Source organism: Thermus hydrothermalis (genome assembly GCF_022760925.1).
In the GTDB taxonomy this organism is placed as follows: domain Bacteria; phylum Deinococcota; class Deinococci; order Deinococcales; family Thermaceae; genus Thermus; species Thermus hydrothermalis.
Genome location: NZ_JAKTNT010000001.1, coordinates 190,628 through 210,665, shown reverse-complemented (window position 1 = coordinate 210,665; position 20,038 = coordinate 190,628). Strand labels below are relative to the sequence as shown.

The following is a 20,038-nucleotide window of genomic DNA, read 5'->3' as shown; positions in this document are numbered from 1 at the left end:
ATCTTAGCCAAATGCGTGCCACGGCCCCTTAGATGGGAAACTTGGGCTACAAGTGCGCCCCGGGAAGTCAATCCCGTTCTGCGTTCGCCGGAACTCGCCCGGGGCCCGGCTTTGGCCCCGTACCCCTTGCAGGAGAACAGCGTGCATCTCCCTGAGGAGCCGCAGGGAAAGGGGAAGTTCCTTTAGGAGCTCGCTCCCTCGCTCCAGGGCGCGAATGTAGTTGAGGACTTCCTTGGCATCCTCCCGCAACTCTGGGGGTGGAAAAAGAGGGGCCTGGACCTCGAGGGCGTACACGTCCACCATGCTCGCTTGGGTACCCTCAATCTGCGATGAGAGCACGGCCTCCTTGTGGATGAAAGGCCGGATGAAAAGGTATGGGTTAGGCAGGGTGTGCAGAAGGCCCGCCAGCTCGCCGAGGCTCCCCCTCGCCTCGTCCAGGAGGCGGACCAAAGGCGCTGTCCATTCCAAAGGGGGCGGCAAGGGGTCGGGGAGGAAGGCGTAGGCGCCTTGCCCAATGGAAAGGAGCTTGCCCGGGGCCTGGGGTGAGAAGGCTTCGGGGCGCACGGGGCTTATGATACTAAACCCCCCCTTTTGTATAACAAGCTCGGAGCCTGCTATACGGGCGTATCATTTCGCCACCTCCACCACCCGCACCGCCCGATCCAGGACCTGCTTGAGGTCGTAGGAGACGCTGGTGGCGGCGAAGTCGGGCTCACCCATGAAGGGAGGGACGTAGTGGATGCGCAAGGCCCTCTGCCCATCCGTTTCGACCACCACCAGGTACCAGTTTTCCCGCTTGTTGAGGGCGGTGAGGATCTGGGTGCGGGAGAGGGTGACCACCTCCGAGCCGGGAACTTTGGCCCCTACCTACTGGGGGCGTGGTCCACGGGTTGCGCTGAGAACACCCGATGCCCCTCTCGGGCCTCACCCATCTCCCCGCCAAAGGTCAGGCCTGGCCCTGCCCCCCACCCGCACCGTGGGCCAACGGGGATCCTCCGTCAGGTTGAGAAGCCCCTCCCCAGTCAGGAGAAAGGTGTCCTCCACCTTGGCCCCAGCAAGGCTCGGGTTCCAGGCCAAGGCCATCCCCTCCTCCAGGGTCAAAGGGTGGCCCGGCACGGCGATGGCCTCCCGGGACCGGTACCCGCCCACGCCCCCTTGGTGGTGCTCCTCCCAGGCCCCAGGAAAGCCCACCCGCTCGTAGGCCGCTTGGAGGGCAGCGAAAACCTCCCCCAGCTTGGCCCCCGGCCGGGAAGCGTCCAAGGCCGCCTCTTCCACCTCCAAAACCTTGCGGTAGCGGGCCTCCACCTCCCCGTCCCCCAGGTTGACCATCCGCGTGAGGTTGGCAACGAGACCTCCCCGCTCGGCGCAAACCACCGCCATGAAGCTCCGCCCCAGGGGCCGGTCCTTAGGCAGGGGGTGGCGGTGCCGAAAAAGCCGCTCCTCCCCCGCCACCAGGAGGAGTTGCGGGCGGATTCCTCGTCCCCAGAGGGCCTCGGCTAAGGCCCCCGCTAGCTCCCGCTCTCTCCAAGTGGGCTTTGCCCCCCGGACCACCTCCCCCACCGCCTCCGCCGCCTCCTTTCCCAGGCGGTGAAAGGCCTCCTGCGCCTTCTTGGAGAGGGTGAGCCGGAGGAACGTGAGGTCGTGCTCGAGGTCGTTCGGGCTACCCGGGGGCGGGAAGGCGTACCACGGGTGCACTCGCACGGGAAGCCCGGGGACCTCCTCCTCCGCCATCCGGGGGTGTTCTATGCGGCTCGTGTGAAGGAGAAGCTCTTCCCCGATTTCCAAGTACGCCACCCCCTCCCCGAACCCCAGGGTGTTGCTACCCCCGGTGAGCCAGGCGAAGTTCTCAGGGCGGGCGACGTAGAAGCGGGAGAACCCCTGGGTTCGCATCCAAAGCCGGAGCCTATTTAGATTTTCGCCAAGCACTTAGGACCTCCGATAACGTTCCAGAAGCATGGACACCCAGGCCTCGTATTCTGGAAGAAGCTGGCGAACGCCTGGATCTACCTCGGTTACCGCTACCTCCGGCAACCGGGTTGCCTGAAGGGCGGCCTCGAGGTCCGGGTACACCCCTCCCCCTACCATAGCCAGGATGGCCGCTCCCCGGGCAGCTCCTTCCTCGCCCACAACCTGGTAAAGGGGAACCTGTAGAGCTCCTCCCAAGAGGCTTAGCCAAAGGCTAGAGGCCGAACCTCCGCCGGTGACCAGAAACGCTTCGGCTTGCGACAAGGAACGCATTACCTCATAAACAACCCCTAAGCTTAGGGCCACCCCTTCCAGGACCGCCCGCACCAAATGGCCGCGTTCATGCACCAAGGAAAGACCCAAGAAAGCGCCCCGCAACGCCGGCTCCAAATAGGGGCTCCGCTCTCCCGCCAAGAACGGGAGAAAGTAAAGCCCCTGCGCTCCCAAAGGAACCTTCTCCGCCTCCGCAAGGAGCTCCTTTAGCGAAACCTCGGGGAAAAGTCGGCGAAGCCATTCCAAGCTCCCCGCGGCGCTCAGGGTTACCCCTAGAAGGTGGTAGGCACCGTCAGCGTGGCAAAAAAGGTGGATCCGTCCCTCAGGATCGGGCAAAGGCGCTTCAATGGGAAGGAAGATGACCCCACTCGTGCCCAAGGAAACGCTACCGGTGCCCGGCCGATAGCGGGAAACCCCTAGCCCAATGGCAGCGGCGGCGTTGTCCCCGGCTCCCGCCACCACGGGGGTACCTGTCCTGAGACCAACCGCTCGAGCCCACTCCGGCCGGAGCCCTCCCACCACGCGGTGGCTTTCCCCAAGGTCGGGGAGAAGGGAAACGGCTAGCCCAAGCGCCCTAAGCAGCTCTTCGTCCCAAACCCGTTCCCGGATCGCCATGGCCCCGGTGCCGGAAGCGTCGGAGTATTCCGTGGCCCAGTTCCCGGTAAGGAGGAAACCCAGGTAGTCTTTGGGCAATAACACCTTATAGACCCGCCGAAACAAGTCGGGACGCTTACGCTTAAGCCAAACAATCTTGGGGAGTTGGAAACCGGTGATAGCCGGATTGCCCGTGCGCCGGATCAGCTCGGGACGAGGGATCACCTCCTCTATCCACTTGGCCTCCTCCGCCGTGCGCTGGTCATTCCAAAGAGGAGCCGGAAGTATTGGCTCCCCCTCCCGGTCAAGGAACACGGCCCCATGCATCTGCCCAGAAAGACCGATAGCCACCACCTCTACTTGGGGGAGCCTGGACGTGAGGGCCTCGAGGACCTCCCTCAAGGCCTTCGCCCAATCGCGGGGATCCTGCTCGGTCCAACCCGGTTGGGGAACATGCAGGGGATAGCTGGCCCGGGCATCGGCCAGCTTTTGGCCCCTCTCGTCCAGAATCACCCCCTTCAGCCCGCTGGTACCCAAGTCCAGCCCCACAACCGCCTTCATCCGCGTACCCCGAGAAGGTGTTCCACCGCAAGTTGGTCCAACCGCTCCAACGCGTATCCCCTTCGCCGCACCCCTTCCAAGGGAATATCCGCACGCTTCAAGGCCTCCGCCTTTTCCCGGCTATAGGAGCCAAGAAGGGCCAAGGCTTCCTTGTCCGCCCGGTAATACTCCGCAAGCAAGGCTTGAACCTCGGGGTCCTGCCGGAAGGCCTGGGCCTTCTCCTTTAGGATCAAATACGTACGCATGCATCCCCGGGCAAATTCCCAAACCCCTTCTTCATCCTCTGTCCTCAGGGCATGGGCGTCAAAATGGCGGGGACCCTGGTAGCCGGAGTGCTCCAGGAGGTCTACCAAGAAGAAGGCAGCTTTCAGGTTTTCTGCGCCGAAGCGGAGGTCCTGGTCAAACCGGCTCATCCTCTGATCGTTAAGGTCTATATGGAAAAGCTTACCCACCTCCAGGACCTGAGCCACTGCGTGGACGAAGTTTAGCCCTGCCATGGTTTCGTGCGCAAACTCGGGGTTGAGGCCAAAGCGGTCAGGGTCCTCGAGGGTGTAGATAAAGGCCAGAAGGCTTCCCACCGTGGCGAAATAGATGTCGCCCCTAGGTTCGTTGGGCTTTGGTTCCAAAGCGAAGCGGTACCCATAACCTTGGTCCTTGGCGTAAGCAGCCATGTAGTTGAGCGCCTCCCGCATCCACTCCCACACATGACGGCTTTTGCCCGTAGCTTCTACCTCCGCTCCCTCCCTCCCGGGCCAAACCACGTAGATCTCCGCTCCTAACTCCGCGCCTAAGTCCATCGTTTCCAAGCTCTTGCGAAGCGCATAGGCCCGGACCCATGGGTCTGGGCTCGTAAAGGCACCGTCCTTGAAGGCAGGGTCGGAAAAGAGGTTTGCGGTAACCATGGGGACCCGGAGACCGGTTTCCTCAAGGGCTTTCCTAAACCGACGAAGGATTTGGTCCCGCTCCCGAGGCGGCGTATCCCTGGGGACGAGGTCCTCGTCGTGCAGGTTCACCCCATAAGCCCCAAGCTCCGCCAACTTCTGCACGACGTAAACTGGATCAAGCTTTTCCCGAACCGCATCCCCAAAGGGATCCCGGCCCACATTACCCACCGTCCAAAGTCCAAATGTGAACTTGTGCTCCGGTTTAGGCTCGTACATCTAAACCACCTCCACAAAAGCCATTTGATCTATGAACTGGGCAGCAGCCAAAGCGCCTGCCCCCAGAAGAGCGGCTTCCCGCCCAAAAGGGGAAAGAACAACTTGCTCAGGAGAGTGAACCCGCAAGGCGTATTTAGGGAGCCTTTGACGAACCTCGCGAAGAAGCTCCTCCCCTGTGGCCCCCACCAAAGGTCCTCCTAGCACGATGAGGTTCGGATCTAGCGTGCTCAACACGATGGCGCAAAGGTGCGCCAGCTTGTCCCCTATCTCCGCCAGAAGTTCCTTGGAGGCGTTCGCGTTCCACCGGCGAAAGCTCAAATAGACTTCGGCGCATCCTTGTTTGCCACAACCACAGGAAGGCCCATCGGGGTTCAGGGGAATATGGCCCACCTCACCTGCGTGAAAACGGGCCCCGTGGTAAACCTTCCGGTCTACCACGACGCCGCCTCCCACGCCTACGCCCAGGTTCAGGTACACGCAGTGGCCTACCTCCCACCCCCCCAAGGCATAAAGGCCGTACGCTGCGGCATTCGCCTCGTTTTCCACTATGAGAGGAACTTCTGCAAGCCCCAAGCTTGCCAGAGCCTTCTGTGCCATCTCCCCCAAGGCCAGGTCTTGCCAGCCCAGGTTGGGTGCTAGGGTCAAGTGACCTTCTTCGGGTTCCACAAGGCCCGGCACAGCGACGCCTACGCCGAGAACCCGCCTGCCCGAAAGCAAGGGGTACGTGGTTGCCGCCAAAAGGGCTAGCGCCTCTTGAGGGTCCCTCGGCGCCGGGGGCAGGACCGTCTTTACCCGCACGTCCCCCGCTAGGCTCATAAGGGCCACCGCCATCCGGTCCACATCTATTTCCCAGGCAAGGACCACGTTCCTTTCGCCCTCTACCTCGAGGGCGATGGAAGGCCGGCCCTGGCCCTGGGGAGGGAGGGGCCGTTCCAAGAGGAGGCCCTCTTCTAGAAGCTCGGCCACGGCCTCCGTAACGGCTGAGGGAGAGAGCTCTAGGTGTCTGGCTAGGTCGCTCCGAGAAAGCCCGGGTTGCTTACGCAACAGGTCCAGAATCCTAGCCTTGTGCCAACGACGAAGCTGCCGGGTACCGCCTTTGGGGATTTCGGAAGCGTTAGGCATACTGGTCCGCATTTTCCCAAATCCCTGCCTACCTCTTGGGCTCTCCAGCCAAAATCATCCCCAACACCTCCTCCTGGGTGCTCTCGCAGGCCCGCACCGTTCCCACCACCCTGCCTCCCTTCATCACCGTAATCCGGTCGCTTAGGTCAAAGACGTCGTGGAGATCGTGACTAATGAGGACAATACCCAGACCCTCCTCGCGGAGAGCGCGGATGAGCGCTTTGACCCGAGCCGTTTCCCCCGGGCCAAGGGCGGCGGTGGGCTCATCCATGATCAGGACCTTTGCCCGGAAGAGTAGGGCCCGGGCAATGGCCACCGCTTGGCGCTGGCCCCCCGAGAGGCGGTGCACCGGGACCCTGAGGGAAGGTAGCCTCGCTCCTACCCGCTCCAATACCCTTCTCGCCTCCGTCTCCATGAATTCCTCATCCAGAGAAAGATGCCGAACGCGTTCCCGACCCAAAAAAACGTTGGCTACTGCATCCAAATTATCAGCCAAGGCCAGGTTCTGATGAATGGTTTCAATGCCAAAACGCTGCGCATCTCTTGGGGAGGTAAAGCGCACCTCCTCGAGCCCGCCCCCAGTCCGCAGGAGGATCCTCCCTTCCTGTGGGGTGTAAACCCCCGCTAAGACCCGGATGAAGGTGGTCTTTCCCGCCCCATTGTGCCCCACCAAGCTATGAACCTCGCCCTCGTGGAGATCAAAGGATACCCTGTCCAAAGCTTGCAGCCCACCAAAACGTAGGGATACGTTTTCCGCGCGCAACAGCGGTAGGCTCATGTCCGCCTCCGGTGAAACCTAGCGTTCCACACGGCAGCCACCACCAAGACCACACCTAGGATTAGGTTCTGCCACTCTGTAGGGACGCCCATTAACACCAAACCGTTTTGCAGACTAGACATGATCAAGGCCCCCAGCGCCGCCCCAAGAATGGTTCCGCTTCCCCCAGCCAACGAAGTACCTCCCACCACAGCAGCAGCTATCACGTACAGCTCCAGCAGCGTGCCCATGCCCGTGGGCACAAAGGCAAGTCGTGCCGCTTGCACTGCCCCAGCCAGGGCGGCGAGGAAGCCCATTAGACCAAACACCAGAACTTGGACACGGCGAACAGGAATGCCCGCTAACAGGGCCGCCTCAGGATTGCCGCCGATAGCGTACACATACCTGCCAAAACGCGTGCGCTGGGATACCCAATGGAGAAGCACGAGGACACCAAGGGCAATGAGTACGGGCACAGGGATCCCCCGGCCTTGGCCCGTAACAGGGTGAGGAAAACTGTTCATGACCCAGAGAAAGCTCCCAAAAACCAAACCCAGGAAGAGGGTTACAGCGAGGTCCACCCAAAGGGGGCGCACGGAAAGACCATGGCGTTGCCGAAGCCACCGGCCACGCCATACAGCCCAGAGGGTGTAGGCCAAGGCCAGAAGGGTAACCACCGTAGACCAAAAAGGCCCGATCGAACCTTGGAGTCCCCCGCCCAGAATCAGAAACTCGTCCTGAAGAGGGCCTACGGTCCGACCTTCGGCAATCAAGTAGGCAGCATTACGGAAAACAAGGAGCCCAGCCATGGTAACGATAAAGGAAGGAGCCCCAAGATAGGCGATCAGATACCCTTGTAAAAGGCCCGCCCCAGCCCCCAGGAGCAGGCCCACCAAAAGGGCTAGGGGCCAGGGCCATCCTTGGCCAATGGGCGGGACCGCTTGCAAAAGAGCCATGGCCATCCCGGTGAAACCCAAAAGCGATCCCACGCTAAGGTCAATCTGCCGGGCCACAATGACCAGGACCATTCCCCCTACCAAGATGGCTACCACGGCGGTTTGTACGGAAAGGTTCCAAAGGTTTTGGGGGGATAGAAACTTGCCCGGTTGGCCCAAGGTCATTAGATGAAAGACAATCCAGAGAAGTCCTAGAACGAAAAGAAGGAAGGCATTTTGCGAGTATGTGCCCATGTCGGCACGGGGACTTTTCCCTACCTTATCTGAAGGGTACATGGCGTTCATGGCTCCTCCAAAAGGGGCTCAGGGGACTTCCCCTGAGCCCCCTTAGGCCTAGCGGCAAACTGCGGGCGCCTGCGGCCCGCTTACACCCTGGCAAAGCGCTTCTTTCGTGATCCAACCGGCCTCGAGGACGATATGCAAGTTGTCGCGTGTAATAGGAATAGGCCGCAACAGCACTGCGTTCACCACGGTACCTCTAGGATCCCCCGGAACGCGGAACCTCTGAGCACCCGGGATTTGGTCCGGACGAGTCCCCCGAGCTAGGAGCACTGCGATCTCTGCAGCCCGACGTCCAAGCTCTCGGGCATCCTTCCAGACGCTTACGGTCTGCAATCCTCGAGCCACCCGGTTCAAAGCAGGCCAATCGCCGTCCTGGCCGGAAACGGGTACACGCCCGGCCAACCCCACCGAAGCCAGGGCCGCAATCACACCCCCTGCGGTACCGTCATTGGAGGCTACCACTGCATCCACTTGATTTCGGTTGGCTGCCAGAATCTGTTCCATGTTGCGCTGGGCAACTTCCGGACGCCAACCCTCCGTATACTGTTTGCCCACTACGCGAATCTCACCCCGGTCAATGGCAGGTTGTAAGACTTCAAGATGTCCTTGGTGCAACAGATCTGCATTAGGATCCGTGGGCGCACCTAGGATGAAGACATAGTTCCCTCGAGGCCGCACCTGGTACACAGCACGGGCTTGTTGCCTCCCCACCTCCACGTTGTCAAACGAAATATAGAAGGCGTATGGATCGGCAATTAGGCGGTCATAAGCCACCACGGGGATGCCAGCTGCGCGAGCCTTTTGGACCGCAGGAAGAATAGCGTCCTTGTCCCAAGCGAGGATGATGAGGGCGTTTACCCCTCGGGAAATAAGGCTGTCCACATCGTTAAGCTGCTTTTCTGCAGAACTTTGCGCATCGGTGCTCACATACTGAGCGCCCATGCGAGCCAGCTGCTCCTTGATGGCCGCTTCATCCCGCCGCCAACGCTCCTCCTGGAAGTTGGCCCAACTTACACCTACTACCAAGGGGCGTTGTTGGGCCCAAACCCCACCTGCAAACACCAGCAGCACCAGAACACCAAGCCACCCATTCCGCATACGCAACCTCCTACCGAGCCGGGAAGGGGTTGACCAGGAGTTTGAGAAGCCTTTCTTTTTTTTCCCGACTCAAAGTAAATGTATCGCGGAACATCCCAAATGTCAACCCCCCCGGCCTCTGAGCTCTCATCACTTTCCCCGCCCCCGTGCCAGTTGCCGGGAAAGACCCCCAAGCACCCGCACCACCACGCCCTGCAGGGAAGGAGGACCCTCCGCCAGAAGGAGGCAAGCCAGGCGGAAAAGGCTATGCCCCTCAGATCGCACCACCCCCTGCCCCTTTAGGTCCCGAGAGGAAGCGTTCCCCCTTCTCCATCTCCCCCTCCCGGTGGCCCCGTAGCCCCAGGAGGAAACCCATGCTCGTTCCTCCTGCCTATCCGGGAGACCCGGTCAAAGCCCCGGTCGGGGAGGAAGAGGGGGACATACCCTAGGGCCTGGACCTGGCGGCCCAAGCGGAGGAGGAAGGCTTCCTCCACCCGGCTCTGGCTGGGGAAGGGGGAGAGGGGATGGAGGGCGAAGGCCACCCCCAGGGCCCTCCCTCCCTTGGGGAGGGCGGCCACCAGGACCTGATGCTTCCCATCCTCCCCTGGGGTCCAGTCCACGAGGATGGGAAGCAGGCTTCCTTAGGCGAGGCGGGGGGCGAGGAGGAGGAGGTGGGCCGTGAGGGTCCAGGGGTTTTGCCGGGTGGGGTGGTGGAGGAAGCGCCAGAGGCGGTTGAGGCGGCTTTGGGCGAGGGTGGGCAGGGGGGTTCTGCGGGCGAGGTTGGAGAGGGTCGGGTCAAGGGGAGCGGAGAGGAAGAGGGCCAAGTTGGTGCGCGCGGGTTTTCTGAGGGGATGGAAGACCGTGTGGACCCAGGTGGTGGTAGCCTGGAGGAGGGGGTTGTGGGTTCGCATACCTTACACAACCCCCTCTTTGTTTTCCCTTGTCAAGCCCCTACGGAACAAAGTGATTAGAGCTCAGCCTTGACCCCTCTTGCAAGCGCTTTCAAGCCGTGCTACCCTAGGTTCCAAACCATGACCCGCACGCACCCCACCATCGCCGAGGTGGCCCGCCGCGCCGGGGTTTCGCCTGCCACCGTTTCCCGCGTCCTCAACGGCACCGCCCGGGTGTCCCGGGAAAAGGTTCGGGCGGTGCTCCAGGCCATAGAGGAACTGGGCTACACGCCAAGCCCCCTGGCGCAAAGCTTGGCCAAGGGGCGTTCGTACGCCGTGGGCATCCTCTTGCCCGATTTCGGGAGCCCTTTCTATGGGCCCATCCTCGAGGCCATCACCCTGGAGCTGGAGGCCACCCCCTTCCGCCCCATCGCCGTACCCGGGCACTGGAGCCTGGTGCGGGAGCTGGAAGCCCTGGACTTCCTCCGGGGCCACCGGGTGGAGGCGGTGGTCCTCCTCGGCACCTCCTTGGAGGAGTCCGCCCTCAAGCCCCTAGGCGTCCCCGTCCTGGCCTTCGGCCAGGCCCTCACGGGGCCCCAGACCTGGTCCTTGGTCCTGGACAACCGGGAAGCCGCCTACCGGGCCACCCGGTACCTCCTGGAGAAGGGGCACCGCCACATTGCCCACATCTCCAGCCACCGCGGCGGCGCCGACGTGCGCGAGCGCCTCCAAGGCTACCGCAAGGCCATGCGGGAGGCGGGGCTTGCACCCCGGGTGGTCTACGGCAACCTCCAAGAGGATGGGGGTTACGAGGCGACCAAGGAGCTTTTCGCCCGCTTTCCCGATACCACCGCCGTCTTCGCCGCCAACGATCAGACGGCCATAGGGGCCCGGCTCTACCTCTATGAGCGTGGGATCAAGGTTCCGGAAGACGTTTCCTTGGTGGGTTTTGACGATATTCCCCTGGCCGCCTACCAGATCCCTCCCCTGACCACGGTGCGCCAGCCGGCACGGGAAATAGGCCGCGCCCTGGCCCAAGCTCTGAAAGCCCTGCTGGAAGGGGAAGTGCCCACCCTCTTCCCCATCCCCCTCCAGCTGGTGGAAAGGAGTTCGGTGAAGGAGGTGGGAGCCTGAAGGAAACGCAGGCCCTTCGGCTTTAGGCCTTCGGACCGTCCCAAGGGACGGGTTTGCCTAGAAGGAGGTTTCTATGTGGAAGAAAGCGCTTTCAACACTCTTCTTCGCCCTTTCCCTCGGTCTTGCGCAACGGACCCTCGAGGTCTGGATCATGCCCAACAGCGCCCAACCGGCAGAGGACTTCAAGGCCCTGGTGGCTCCCTTTGAACGGGCCAACAACGTGCAGGTAAAGGTCACGGTCCTGGACTGGGGCGTGGCCTGGACCCGCATCACCGCCGCCGCCACGAGCGGCGTGGGGCCCGACATCACCCAGCTCGGCACCACCTGGGTGGGGGCCATCAGCGCCATGGGAGTGTTGGAGCCCTTGGACGACGTGCTCCAGGCCCTCGGCGGGCAAAACGCCTACCTGCCCGCCGTGTGGAACACCACCCGCTTGGCGGGAAGCACCAGGGCCACCGCCCTGCCCTGGTTCTCCGAGCTCAGGGCCTTCTACTACCGGACGGACGCCCTCCAGGCAGCGGGGGTGAACCCCTCCCAGATGTTCGCCAACTGGCAAAACTTTGAGGCGGGGCTTGCCCGGCTCGCCGCCTCCTCCTTCACCGACCCAGAAACCAAGGGGCGCCTCGCCCCCTTGTGCACCCCGGGCAAGAACTCCTGGGACGTCCTCCACAACGCCGCCCCTTGGATCTGGGGCGCAGGGGGCGATGTGGTGCGCCAGGCGCAGGGAAGGTGGCAAAGCGCCCTGAACACCCCCGAAAGCCTCCAGGGCCTCTACTTCTTCCTCTCCCTGGCGCAAAAGGGCTACGTCCCCGCCGAAAGCCTGGAGAAGAACACGGCGCAGATTGAGGCCGACTTCCAGGCGGGGAAGTGCGCCGTCTTCGCCAGCGGCCCCTGGATGATCCAGCGGGCCCAGGTGCCCGAGGCCAAGGGGGGGTTCGCCGAGCGGGTAGCCGCCAAGAACCTGGGGGTAGCCCCCTACCCCGCAGGCCCCAGGGGGCGGTACACCTTCTTCGGGGGCTCCAACCTGGCCCTTTTCAACTTCTCCAAGAACAAGGATTTGGCCAAGGAGCTCCTGAAGTACCTGGGAAGCCCCGAGGCCCAGGTCACCTACGCCCGCATGAGCGGCATGCTCCCCGCCCTACGCGCCGCCTGGAACGCCCCCGAGGTCCAGGGGAACCCCCTCATGCGGGTCTTCGTCCAGGCGGCCCAGTTCGGCCGCACCTACCCCACCTTGGCAGGCTGGGGCGGGGTGGAGAACCTGGCGGTGCAACACCTGGGCATGGCCTGGGACCTGGTGGCGCAGAAGCGGCTTACCCAGGAAGGCCTGAAGGACCTCATGGACAAGGCCTCCGCCGCCATCAATAGCGCCTTGAGGTAGCAGAAAGGGGGGCGTATGCCCCCCTTCCTTAAACATCATGGGTCTAGCAAAATTCTGGCAACGCCACGGCCTCGCCTACCTCTTCGTGGCTCCCGCCCTCCTGGGCATGGTGCTCGTCCACTACGGCCCCATGCTCCAGGGTATCTACATGGGGTTCCTGGATCTGAAGCTAAGCACCCTAAGGCTCTACCTCAGCGCCCCCTTCGTGGGCCTGGCGAACTACCGGGAAATCCTCTTTGACCCCCAGTCCACCTTCCGCACGGGCTTCCTCTACGCCGTGCGCACCACCCTGCTCTACGCCCTGGTGGTCAACGCCCTCACCCTCTCCCTGGGGCTCCTCTTCGCCCACGTGCTCAACCGACCCCTGCTCCTTAGAGGGCTTTGGCGAACCCTTTTTCTCCTCCCCTGGGTGGTGCCGAGCTACGTGGTGGGACTCCTGTGGGGGTTCATGTGGCTCAAAAACGGGGTGATCAACACCCTCCTCGTGGACGTGCTCCACCTCCTGCCCGAGAAGCCCCACTGGCTCATCGGCCCCCTCACCTTCTTCGCCATCGTCCTCCCCACGGTGTGGCGGAGCTGGCCCTTCGTCATGGTCACGTACCTGGCGGCCCTCCAAACCATCCCTCAGGAGCTCTACGAGGCGGCCAAGGTGGATGGGGCCACGCCTTGGCAACGCTTCCGGCACATCACCTGGCCCCTCCTCCGGCCCGTGACGGCCATCCTGCTCCTCTACGGCCTCCTCGGCACGCTTTACAGCTTCAACATCGTCTACATGATGTTCGGCCACGGGGCCGGCTATCCCGGGGAATGGGGGGACCTCCTCATGACCAACCTCTTCCGGAACACCTTCGGCATGTGGAACTTCGGCCTGGGGGCTGCCGCCAGCACCCTGTACATGCTCTTGACCCTCCTCCTCATCCTCTTCTGGTACCGGGTCTTCCGGGAAGACCTGAAAGCGAGGTGAACGGTGCGCGAGGAACGTTGGCTTGCGTGGGGCGCCTGGGGCGTCCTGGTCCTAGGCCTAGCAGGGCAACTCTTCCCCATCCTCTGGATGGTGAACACCTCCTTGATGACCCAGCTGGAGGCGGCCACGGGGAGCCTCTTCCCCAAGGTGCCCCAGTGGGGCAACTACCTGGAGATCTGGCGGGCCCTGCCCTTTTTCCAGTACCTCAAGAACTCCCTCTTGGTCTGCGGCCTCACCACCCTCTTCGCCTTGGGGGTGGCCACCCTGGCGGGCTACGCCCTGGCGCGGTTCCGTTTCCCTGGAGCCGAGCTCTTCGGGGGAAGCGTGCTCCTCACCCAGGTAATCCCGGGGATCCTCTTCCTCATCCCCATCTACATCATGTACATCGCCTTCCAGAACTGGGCCAGGGAGGCGTGGGGCCTCGAGGTGCGGCTCGTGGGGAGCTACTCGGGCCTGGTCCTCACCTACACCGCTTTCTTTGTGCCCATGAGTATCTGGATTCTCCGGGGCTTCTTCGCCTCCATACCCAAGGAGCTGGAGGAAGCAGCCCTGGTGGATGGGGCCACCCCTTTCCAAGCCTTCCACCGGGTAATCCTGCCCCTGGCCCTGCCGGGCATCGCCGCCACCGCCGTCTACATCTTCCTCACCGCCTGGGACGAGCTCCTCTTCGCCCAAATCCTCACCACCGAGGCCACCGCCACCATTCCCGTGGGCATCCGCAACTTTGTGGGTAACTTCCAAAACCGCTACGACCTGGTGATGGCCGCCGCCACCGTGGCCACGCTGCCCGTTCTCTTCCTCTTCTTCCTGGTGCAGCGCTGGCTCATCCAGGGCCTCACGGCGGGGGCGGTCAAGGGATAGGAGGTATCTTGTGGAAAAGGAAAGCTTTCTCTTTGGAGCGGCCACCAGCGCTTACCAAGTGGAAGGGGCCACGAGGGAGGACGGGCGGGGCCCCTCCATTTGGGATGTCTTTAGCCAACGCCCAGGAGCCATCCGCGACGGGAGCTCAGGCGAACCCGCTTGCGACCATTACCGCCGCTTTCGGGAGGACATAGCCTGGATGCGCTGGCTGGGCCTAAAGGCCTACCGGTTCTCCGTGGCCTGGCCCCGGATCCTCCCCGAGGGCAAGGGGCGCATTAACCCCAAGGGCCTCGCCTTTTACGACCGCCTGGTGGACGCCCTATTGGCGGAGGGGATCACCCCCTTCCTCACCCTCTACCACTGGGACCTCCCCTGGGCCTTGGAGGAGCGGGGCGGGTGGCGGAGCCGGGAGACCGCCTACGCCTTCGCCGAGTACGCCGCCCTGGTAGCCCGGGCCCTTTCCGACCGCGTGCCCTACTTCGCTCCCCTCAACGAGCCCTGGTGTAGCGCTTTCCTAGGCCACTTCACGGGGGAGCACGCCCCGGGCCTCAGGAACCTCGAGGCCGCCCTCCGCGCCGCCCACCACCTCCTCCTGGGCCACGGCCTGGCGGTGGAGGCCCTACGGGCAACCGGGGCCAAACAGGTGGGCATCGTCCTCAACTTCACCTGGGTGGAGGGAGAGGACGAGGAGGCCGTGGACCGAGCGGACCGCTACCACAACCGTTTCTTCCTGGACCTTCTCCTGGGCCGGGGCTACCCGGAAAGCCCCTTCGCCAACCCACCCAGCGTGCCCATCCACCCCAAGGACCTGGAGCGCATGGCAAGGCCCCTGGACTTCCTGGGGGTGAACTACTACACCCGGGCCCGCGTGGCCCGGGGGGAGGGCCCCTATCCCGTGCGCTACCTCCCCCCGGAGCGGCCCACCACGGCCATGGGCTGGGAGGTCTACCCCGAGGGGCTTTACCGTCTCCTAAAGCGCCTCGCCCAGGAAACCCCCTGGCCCCTCTTCATCACGGAAAACGGGGCCGCCTACCCGGACCTCTGGCGGGGGGAGGAGGTGGTGGAAGACCCCGAGCGGGTGGCCTACCTGGAGGCGCACCTGGAGGCGGCCCTGAAGGCCAAGGCCGAAGGAGTGCCCCTTAAGGGCTACTTCGTCTGGAGCCTCCTGGACAACTTTGAGTGGGCCCACGGCTACACGAAGCGCTTCGGGCTCCTCTACGTGGACTTCGCCTCGGGCAGGCGCATCCCCAAGCGGAGCGCCTTTTGGTACCGGGAAAGGACCGGGGGGGAGGCGGCTCAACCCCCCGCCAAGCGGTAGCGCCTCAGGGGGCGCCCCTGGCCCCGAGGGTCCACCTCTCCCTCCAAGAGCCCTTCCCGCCGCATCCCCTCCAGGTAGCGCCAGGCGGTGACCCGGGAGAGGCCCAGGGCCAGGGCCACCTCCTCCACGGTGAGGGTCTCCCGGCCCTGAAAGAGGGCGAGCACCCGTTCCAGGGTAAGGGGGTCCAGACCCTTGGGCGTCCGCCTGCGGGCGAGGAGGCGGTCCAGGTCCGCTTGGGAAACCTCGTCCTTCTTCTTGAGGGCGCGGAAGGCGCGGTAGCGGCTTAGCGCCTCCTTCAGACGGCTTTGCCCGAAGGGCTTCACCAGGTAGTCCATGGCCCCGCCCAGAAGGGCCCGCTCCACGGTGGGCACGTCCTTGGCAGCGGTGATGACGATGACGTAGGTGCCCACCAGGGCGGGCAAGAGGTCCAGCCCGTGGCCGTCCGGGAGGTAGAGGTCCAGAAGGACCAGATCGGGCTCCAGCGCCAGGGCGGAGAGGGCCCCCTCGAGGCTACCTGCAACCCCCACCACCTGGACCCCCTCCGCCTCCAGAAAGGCCCGGTGCAAAGAGGCCACCCGAGGATCGTCCTCTACGATGAGCGCTCGGTCCATAGCCTACCGAAGGCTACCCAGAAAGCGGTCCAACCCTCCTCCCGCCGGTACCCCAGCTCCCCCCCTGCCGCCCGCACCAGGGTACGGGCCAGGGCCAGGCCGTAGCCCCTGCCCGCCCCTCGGCCGCTGGCTTCCGGCTGGAAGAGGACCTCTCCCTTAGGCCCCGGGCCGTTGTCCCGCACCTCCACATAGAGGCCCTCCTCCTCTGCCCGGAAGCGGAGCCGCACCTGGCCCCCGGGCCTTTGGGCTGCCGCCTCGAGGGCGTTTTCCAAAAGCTGGCCCAGAACCGAGGCCAATAGGTCCCCAAAAGGGGCGTAGCGGGCAGGGAGATGCCCCTCCAAGGCCATCTCCACGCCCAGCTCCTGGGCCCGGCGCCACTTGCCCAAAAGGAGGGCCGCCAAAAGGGGAAGCTCCACCCGGGCGAGCACCTCCTCCAGCCGTGCCTCCACCTCGCCCTCGCTCCGCAAAAGCCGCAGGGCTTCCTCCACCCGCCCGAGCTCCAAAAGACCCCCCAGGAGGTGCAAAAAGTTCTGGAACTCGTGGGTCTGGGCCCGCAAAAGGTCCAGGTGGCGGCGGCTTTGCGTGAGGCTTTCCGCAAGGCGTCTCAGTTCCGCATGGTCCTGGAAGACGATCACCTGGTACCCGGCGGAGGCGCTTTCCCGCACCCTCGCAGGCCGGCCCCCGGGAAGGGGCAGGACCTCCGCACCCCTTGCCGCCGCCAAGGCCGGCCACACCCGTTCCAGGGCCAAGGGGGTCATGGCCCCCTCGGGCAACCCCAGGAGGGCCAGGGCGCGCCGGTTGAGGTAGACCACGCGCCCACCCCGGACGATGGCCACCCCTTCTTCCAAGGAGGCAAGGGCCGCCTCCAAAGCCGCAAGCCGCTCCTTGGCCGCCCCTAGGGAAAGTCCCAGTAGGCCCTGCACCTCCCCCAGCACCCGGGCCCTGTCCCAGAGGAAAGCGAGGAGGAAAAGGACCAGGTAAGGCCCCAGGGCGGGAAGGTAGAGGGGGTAGGCCCGCTCCACCACAAGGTCCACGGGACCCGAAGGCCGGGCGACCCAAACCCTAAGGCCCGTGGGCCCCACCTCTACCCCTTCCACCCCTTCCCCCAAGAGGGGCAAGGGGCTAGGGGGGCTAGCGGTAAGCCGGCCACCCAAGCGCTCCAGCGCCACCCCCAAAGCTCCCGCCTCGGCCACCCGGCGGGCTTCCGCCAGGAGGGCTTCGGACAGGAGCCCATTTGCCCGAAAGGCCTCCAAGACCCCTAAGCCCAAGCACAGGGCCAGGAGCGGCACCGCCAAGGCGCGCACCACGAGGCCATTATCCCCCCTGGGCGGGGTAGGCCAAGGCTGCCTCGGGGTCAAAGGCCAGGCGCACCCTGGGCCCGGGAAGGGGCGTGGGGCTAAGGAGTCTAAGAAGGGCCTCCCCCACCCTGACCCAGTGCTCGTGGTGCATCCCGAGGTAGAGGGAATGGGCAAGCTCCCCCTCCAGGGCGTTCGCCTCCCCAGGCCCCGCCAGGCGCAAGGCCTCGGGGCGGAGGACCAGCTTGGCAAGCCTCCCCGGGACCAGGGGCCCCATGGCGCGTGCCCGCACGGGGAAGCCGGAAAGCTCTAGCCGCACCCAAGGCTCTTCCACGACCACCACCAGAGCCTCCACCACGTTGGGGTTGCCCAGGAAGTCCGCCACGAAAAGGGTTCGGGGGTTGCGGTAAAGCTCCTCGGGCGTCCCCACCTGCTCCACCCGGCCCTCGTTCAGGAGGGCGATGCGGTCGGCAATGGCCATGGCCTCCGCCTGGTCATGGGTAACGAAGAGGGCGGCCTTGCCCGTGGCCTTTAGGGTTTCCCGGAGCCAGACCCGGGCCTGGTCCCTGAGCTTGGCGTCCAGGTTGGAGAGGGGCTCGTCCAGAAGGAGGAGCCTGGGGTTGTAGGCCAGAGCCCGGGCCAGGGAAACCCGTTGTTGTTGTCCTCCGGAAAGCGCCCCGGGGTAGCGCCCCTCCAGACCCGTCAGCCCCAGGCGGTCCAGGAGGTGGAGCACCCGCTCCCGCACCTCCTTCTCCGGCACCCTCCGAAGCCGGAGCCCATAGGCCACGTTCTCAAAGACCGTGCGGTGGGGCCAAAGGGCGTAGGACTGAAAGACGAGGCCCAGGTCCCGCCGCTCTGGGGGCAGGAAGACCCCCCTTCCTCCGTCAAAGAAAACCGTGTCCCCCAGGGCGATCCGGCCCCCGCTCGGGCGCACCAGGCCCGCCACCGCCCGGAGGAGGGTGGTCTTGCCGGAGCCCGAGGGACCCAAAAGGGCCACCACCTCCCCGGGGGCCACGGTGAGGTCCACCCCCTTGAGGACAGGGTTCTCCCCAAGCCGCACCTCCAGGGCCTCCACCACCAAGGGGGCCTCATCCCCCTTAACCCCTGAGAGCAAGCTCGTCGTGCGCTTCTCCGTCATGGCCGCACCTCAAAGCCCCTGGGGCCGCACCCCAAGGCGGTTCGCCAGCAAAAACACCGCGCTCACGATGAGCACCTGGAGGGTGGCCAGGGCGGCGATCACGTCCACCGCCCCCGTGCCCCAAAGGGCCACGATCTGGGCCCCCAGCACCTCCGTGCCCGCCGTGAGCAGGTAGACCCCCGTGGAGTACTCCCGCACGAACTGGATGAAGAGGAGGAACCAGGCGGTGAGGATACCCCCTTTGAGGAGGGGAAGGGTGCCGTGCAAGAAGGCCCTCACCGGCGAGGCCCCGGCGATGCGCGCCGCCTCCTCCACCTCCCGCCCCACCTGGAGGAGGGCGGCGGTGAGGAGGCGCACCCCGTAGGGCATCCAGACCACGGTGTAGGCCAGGATGAGGGCGAGGAGGGTGTTCCGCAGGGGAGCAATGGGCTTGAAGAAGAGGAAAAGCCAGAGGAAGGCGAGCCCCATCACGATACCCGGCACCGCCCGAGGCAGGCCCGCCAGGTAGTCCAATACCCGGCCATACCCCCCGCCCCGCTGGATCCCCAAGGCGATGAGAAGGTAAAAGCCCAGGGCCAGGACCCCCCCTAGGGCGGCCACCACCAGGGTGTTGGTCACCGCCCGGCTGAGGTTTGGAAGCTTGAAGACCTCCAGGTAGTGGCCCAGGGTGAGGACCTCGCGGAGGTCCACCCCAGGCCCCCAGCTGGTGACCAGGCTCCGGAAGACCACGCCCAGCACGGGGAGGACCACCGCCACCAGGAGGTAGAGGGCGAGAAGGAGGGCCCAGACGTAGCGGAGCCTGCCCAGGGGAAGCCGCTCCGTGCGGTAACCCCGGGCCCCGATGGCCACGTACCGCCCCTCCATCCGCCCCACCAGGTAGCGTTGCAAAAGGACCAGGGCCATGGCGATGGCCACGATGGCCACGCTCACCGCCGCCATGAGGTGGTAAGCGGAGGTGCCGGTGATGGCGGTGAGGCGGTAGAGGTAGGTGGTGATGACCATGATGCCCTTGGCGTCCCCGAGGACGAGGGGTAGGCCGAAAAGCTCAAACCCCAAGAGGAGCATGAGGGCGGCGCTGTAAACCAAAGCGGGCCGGACCAAGGGGAGGGTGACGCTTAGGGCCACCCAGAAGGGCCTGGCCCCGGCCACCCGGGCTGCCTCCTCCAGGGAAGCGTCCACGTTCTGGATGGTGCTCGCCACGTAGAGGTAGACATAGGGCACGTGGGTAAGGCCGGCGATGACGGCGATGGCGGGGAGGGTGTATATGGTCCAGGGTACCCGGCCAAAGACCGCCTCCACCAGGCCAGACACCAGGCCCGAGGGACCGAAGACCACGATGAACCCGATGCCCAGGATGATGGGGGAGATGAAGATGGGAGCGAGGAGGAGGAGCTCAAAGAATCGGGCGAAGGGGAGGTCCGTCTTCGTCACCAGGAAGGCGAAGAGGCTTCCCAGGGGGACGGCCACCCCCACCATGCCGAGGCCGATGGCGAAGGAGTTCTTCAGGGCCTCAAAGAAGTAGGGGTCGTGGAGGAGGTAGCGGTAGGCCTCGAGGGCAAGCCGCTTAACCGGGGCGAAGAAGGGGGCGGTGAGGAGGCTTTGGTAGAGGAGGATGCCCAAGGGGGCCAAGACCAAGACCGCCACCAACCCCGCCAGGAGGGGAAGGGCCAGGTTGGGCGAAAAGAGGCTCCGGCCCAGCACG

The 20,038-nt window shown here is 64.7% G+C and carries 19 protein-coding genes and 2 pseudogenes; 5 read left to right on the top strand and 16 right to left on the bottom strand.

All coding sequences use genetic code 11. The features are described 5' to 3' along the window. Positions 1-3: 3 nt before the first annotated feature. The 12 genes and pseudogenes from L0C60_RS01080 to L0C60_RS01025 all read right to left on the bottom strand — a co-directional run. Positions 4-564, bottom strand: a complete 561-nt coding sequence (locus tag L0C60_RS01080; protein WP_243092393.1) for a Fic/DOC family N-terminal domain-containing protein — start codon at positions 562-564, stop codon at positions 4-6. 63 nt (positions 565-627) lie between these two features. Continuing rightward, positions 628-840 (bottom strand): hypothetical protein, encoded by a 213-nt coding sequence (locus L0C60_RS01075; protein ID WP_234507973.1) that lies wholly within the window; start codon positions 838-840, stop codon positions 628-630. 84 nt (positions 841-924) lie between these two features. Then, complete coding sequence (locus L0C60_RS01070; RefSeq protein WP_326491140.1) at positions 925-1,926, bottom strand: M24 family metallopeptidase; 1,002 nt, start codon at positions 1,924-1,926, stop codon at positions 925-927. Further along, on the bottom strand, positions 1,927-3,393 hold the full coding sequence (gene xylB, locus L0C60_RS01065) for a xylulokinase (RefSeq protein WP_234507969.1): 1,467 nt from the start codon (positions 3,391-3,393) through the stop codon (positions 1,927-1,929). Further along, positions 3,390-4,553 carry a xylose isomerase gene (gene xylA, locus L0C60_RS01060; protein ID WP_234507967.1) on the bottom strand — a complete coding sequence of 388 codons (1,164 nt, stop codon included), beginning with the start codon at positions 4,551-4,553 and terminating at the stop codon, positions 3,390-3,392. The genes xylB and xylA overlap by 4 nt, the downstream gene beginning before the upstream one ends. Beyond that, on the bottom strand, positions 4,554-5,417 hold the full coding sequence (locus tag L0C60_RS01055) for an ROK family protein (protein ID WP_234507986.1): 864 nt from the start codon (positions 5,415-5,417) through the stop codon (positions 4,554-4,556). Between the two features lie 84 nt (positions 5,418-5,501). Further along, positions 5,502-5,675 (bottom strand): annotated as a pseudogene (locus tag L0C60_RS12880) (winged helix-turn-helix domain-containing protein); the annotation flags it as partial. Positions 5,676-5,703: 28 nt separating this feature from the next. Next, positions 5,704-6,453, bottom strand: a complete 750-nt coding sequence (locus L0C60_RS01045; RefSeq protein WP_234507965.1) for an ATP-binding cassette domain-containing protein — start codon at positions 6,451-6,453, stop codon at positions 5,704-5,706. Then, positions 6,450-7,460, bottom strand: coding sequence for a sugar ABC transporter permease (locus tag L0C60_RS01040; protein ID WP_243092418.1), 1,011 nt, complete (start codon positions 7,458-7,460; stop codon positions 6,450-6,452). Before L0C60_RS01040 ends, L0C60_RS01045 begins: the two co-directional genes overlap by 4 nt. 261 nt (positions 7,461-7,721) lie before the next feature. Beyond that, positions 7,722-8,768, bottom strand: coding sequence for a D-xylose ABC transporter substrate-binding protein (gene xylF / locus L0C60_RS01035; protein WP_234507961.1), 1,047 nt, complete (start codon positions 8,766-8,768; stop codon positions 7,722-7,724). Between the two features lie 129 nt (positions 8,769-8,897). Next, a complete protein-coding gene (locus tag L0C60_RS01030) occupies positions 8,898-9,035 on the bottom strand; it encodes a hypothetical protein (RefSeq protein WP_234507959.1) in 138 nt (45 codons plus the stop codon). Between the two features lie 28 nt (positions 9,036-9,063). Next, positions 9,064-9,658, bottom strand: a pseudogene (locus L0C60_RS01025) (IS4-like element ISTth2 family transposase); the annotation flags it as partial. A 120-nt stretch (positions 9,659-9,778) separates the two neighbouring features. Here L0C60_RS01025 and L0C60_RS01020 point away from each other — a divergent pair. From L0C60_RS01020 to L0C60_RS01000, 5 genes are all read left to right on the top strand, one after another. Next, positions 9,779-10,771, top strand: a complete 993-nt coding sequence (locus tag L0C60_RS01020; protein ID WP_234507956.1) for a LacI family DNA-binding transcriptional regulator — start codon at positions 9,779-9,781, stop codon at positions 10,769-10,771. Between the two features lie 73 nt (positions 10,772-10,844). Then, a complete protein-coding gene (locus tag L0C60_RS01015; protein ID WP_234507955.1) occupies positions 10,845-12,149 on the top strand; it encodes a sugar ABC transporter substrate-binding protein in 1,305 nt (434 codons plus the stop codon). A 37-nt stretch (positions 12,150-12,186) separates the two neighbouring features. Further along, positions 12,187-13,113 (top strand): carbohydrate ABC transporter permease, encoded by a 927-nt coding sequence (locus L0C60_RS01010; RefSeq protein WP_234507953.1) that lies wholly within the window; start codon positions 12,187-12,189, stop codon positions 13,111-13,113. Positions 13,114-13,116: 3 nt separating this feature from the next. Then, complete coding sequence (locus L0C60_RS01005; protein ID WP_234507951.1) at positions 13,117-13,974, top strand: carbohydrate ABC transporter permease; 858 nt, start codon at positions 13,117-13,119, stop codon at positions 13,972-13,974. Between the two features lie 10 nt (positions 13,975-13,984). Beyond that, positions 13,985-15,292: a GH1 family beta-glucosidase gene (locus L0C60_RS01000; RefSeq protein ID WP_243092392.1), complete on the top strand. Its 1,308-nt coding sequence runs from the start codon at positions 13,985-13,987 to the stop codon at positions 15,290-15,292. Here the strand turns inward: L0C60_RS01000 and L0C60_RS00995 are convergent. Genes L0C60_RS00995 through L0C60_RS00980 form a run of 4 tightly spaced genes read right to left on the bottom strand, consistent with a single transcriptional unit; the run spans position 15,271 to position 20,037 of the window. After that, positions 15,271-15,903, bottom strand: coding sequence for a response regulator (locus tag L0C60_RS00995; RefSeq protein ID WP_234507948.1), 633 nt, complete (start codon positions 15,901-15,903; stop codon positions 15,271-15,273). The genes L0C60_RS01000 and L0C60_RS00995 overlap by 22 nt on opposite strands. Then, on the bottom strand, positions 15,882-17,210 hold the full coding sequence (locus L0C60_RS12875; protein WP_243092391.1) for a sensor histidine kinase: 1,329 nt from the start codon (positions 17,208-17,210) through the stop codon (positions 15,882-15,884). Before L0C60_RS12875 ends, L0C60_RS00995 begins: the two co-directional genes overlap by 22 nt. Before the next feature lie 7 nt (positions 17,211-17,217). Then, positions 17,218-18,336 (bottom strand): ABC transporter ATP-binding protein, encoded by a 1,119-nt coding sequence (locus L0C60_RS00985; protein WP_234507946.1) that lies wholly within the window; start codon positions 18,334-18,336, stop codon positions 17,218-17,220. A gap of 9 nt (positions 18,337-18,345) precedes the next feature. Then, complete coding sequence (locus L0C60_RS00980; protein WP_234507945.1) at positions 18,346-20,037, bottom strand: ABC transporter permease; 1,692 nt, start codon at positions 20,035-20,037, stop codon at positions 18,346-18,348. Position 20,038 lies beyond the last annotated feature (1 nt).

Coding starts and splice junctions, on each gene's coding strand:
- xylF (WP_234507961.1), bottom strand. CDS start 8,768: ATGCGGAATGGGTGGCTTGGTGTTCTGGTGCTGCTGGTGTTTGCAGGT.
- xylB (WP_234507969.1), bottom strand. CDS start 3,393: ATGAAGGCGGTTGTGGGGCTGGACTTGGGTACCAGCGGGCTGAAGGGG.
- L0C60_RS01040 (WP_243092418.1), bottom strand. CDS start 7,460: ATGGTCCTGGTCATTGTGGCCCGGCAGATTGACCTTAGCGTGGGATCG.
- L0C60_RS01045 (WP_234507965.1), bottom strand. CDS start 6,453: ATGAGCCTACCGCTGTTGCGCGCGGAAAACGTATCCCTACGTTTTGGT.
- xylA (WP_234507967.1), bottom strand. CDS start 4,553: ATGTACGAGCCTAAACCGGAGCACAAGTTCACATTTGGACTTTGGACG.
- L0C60_RS00995 (WP_234507948.1), bottom strand. CDS start 15,903: ATGGACCGAGCGCTCATCGTAGAGGACGATCCTCGGGTGGCCTCTTTG.
- L0C60_RS01020 (WP_234507956.1), top strand. CDS start 9,779: ATGACCCGCACGCACCCCACCATCGCCGAGGTGGCCCGCCGCGCCGGG.
- L0C60_RS01010 (WP_234507953.1), top strand. CDS start 12,187: ATGGGTCTAGCAAAATTCTGGCAACGCCACGGCCTCGCCTACCTCTTC.
- L0C60_RS01015 (WP_234507955.1), top strand. CDS start 10,845: ATGTGGAAGAAAGCGCTTTCAACACTCTTCTTCGCCCTTTCCCTCGGT.
- L0C60_RS00985 (WP_234507946.1), bottom strand. CDS start 18,336: ATGACGGAGAAGCGCACGACGAGCTTGCTCTCAGGGGTTAAGGGGGAT.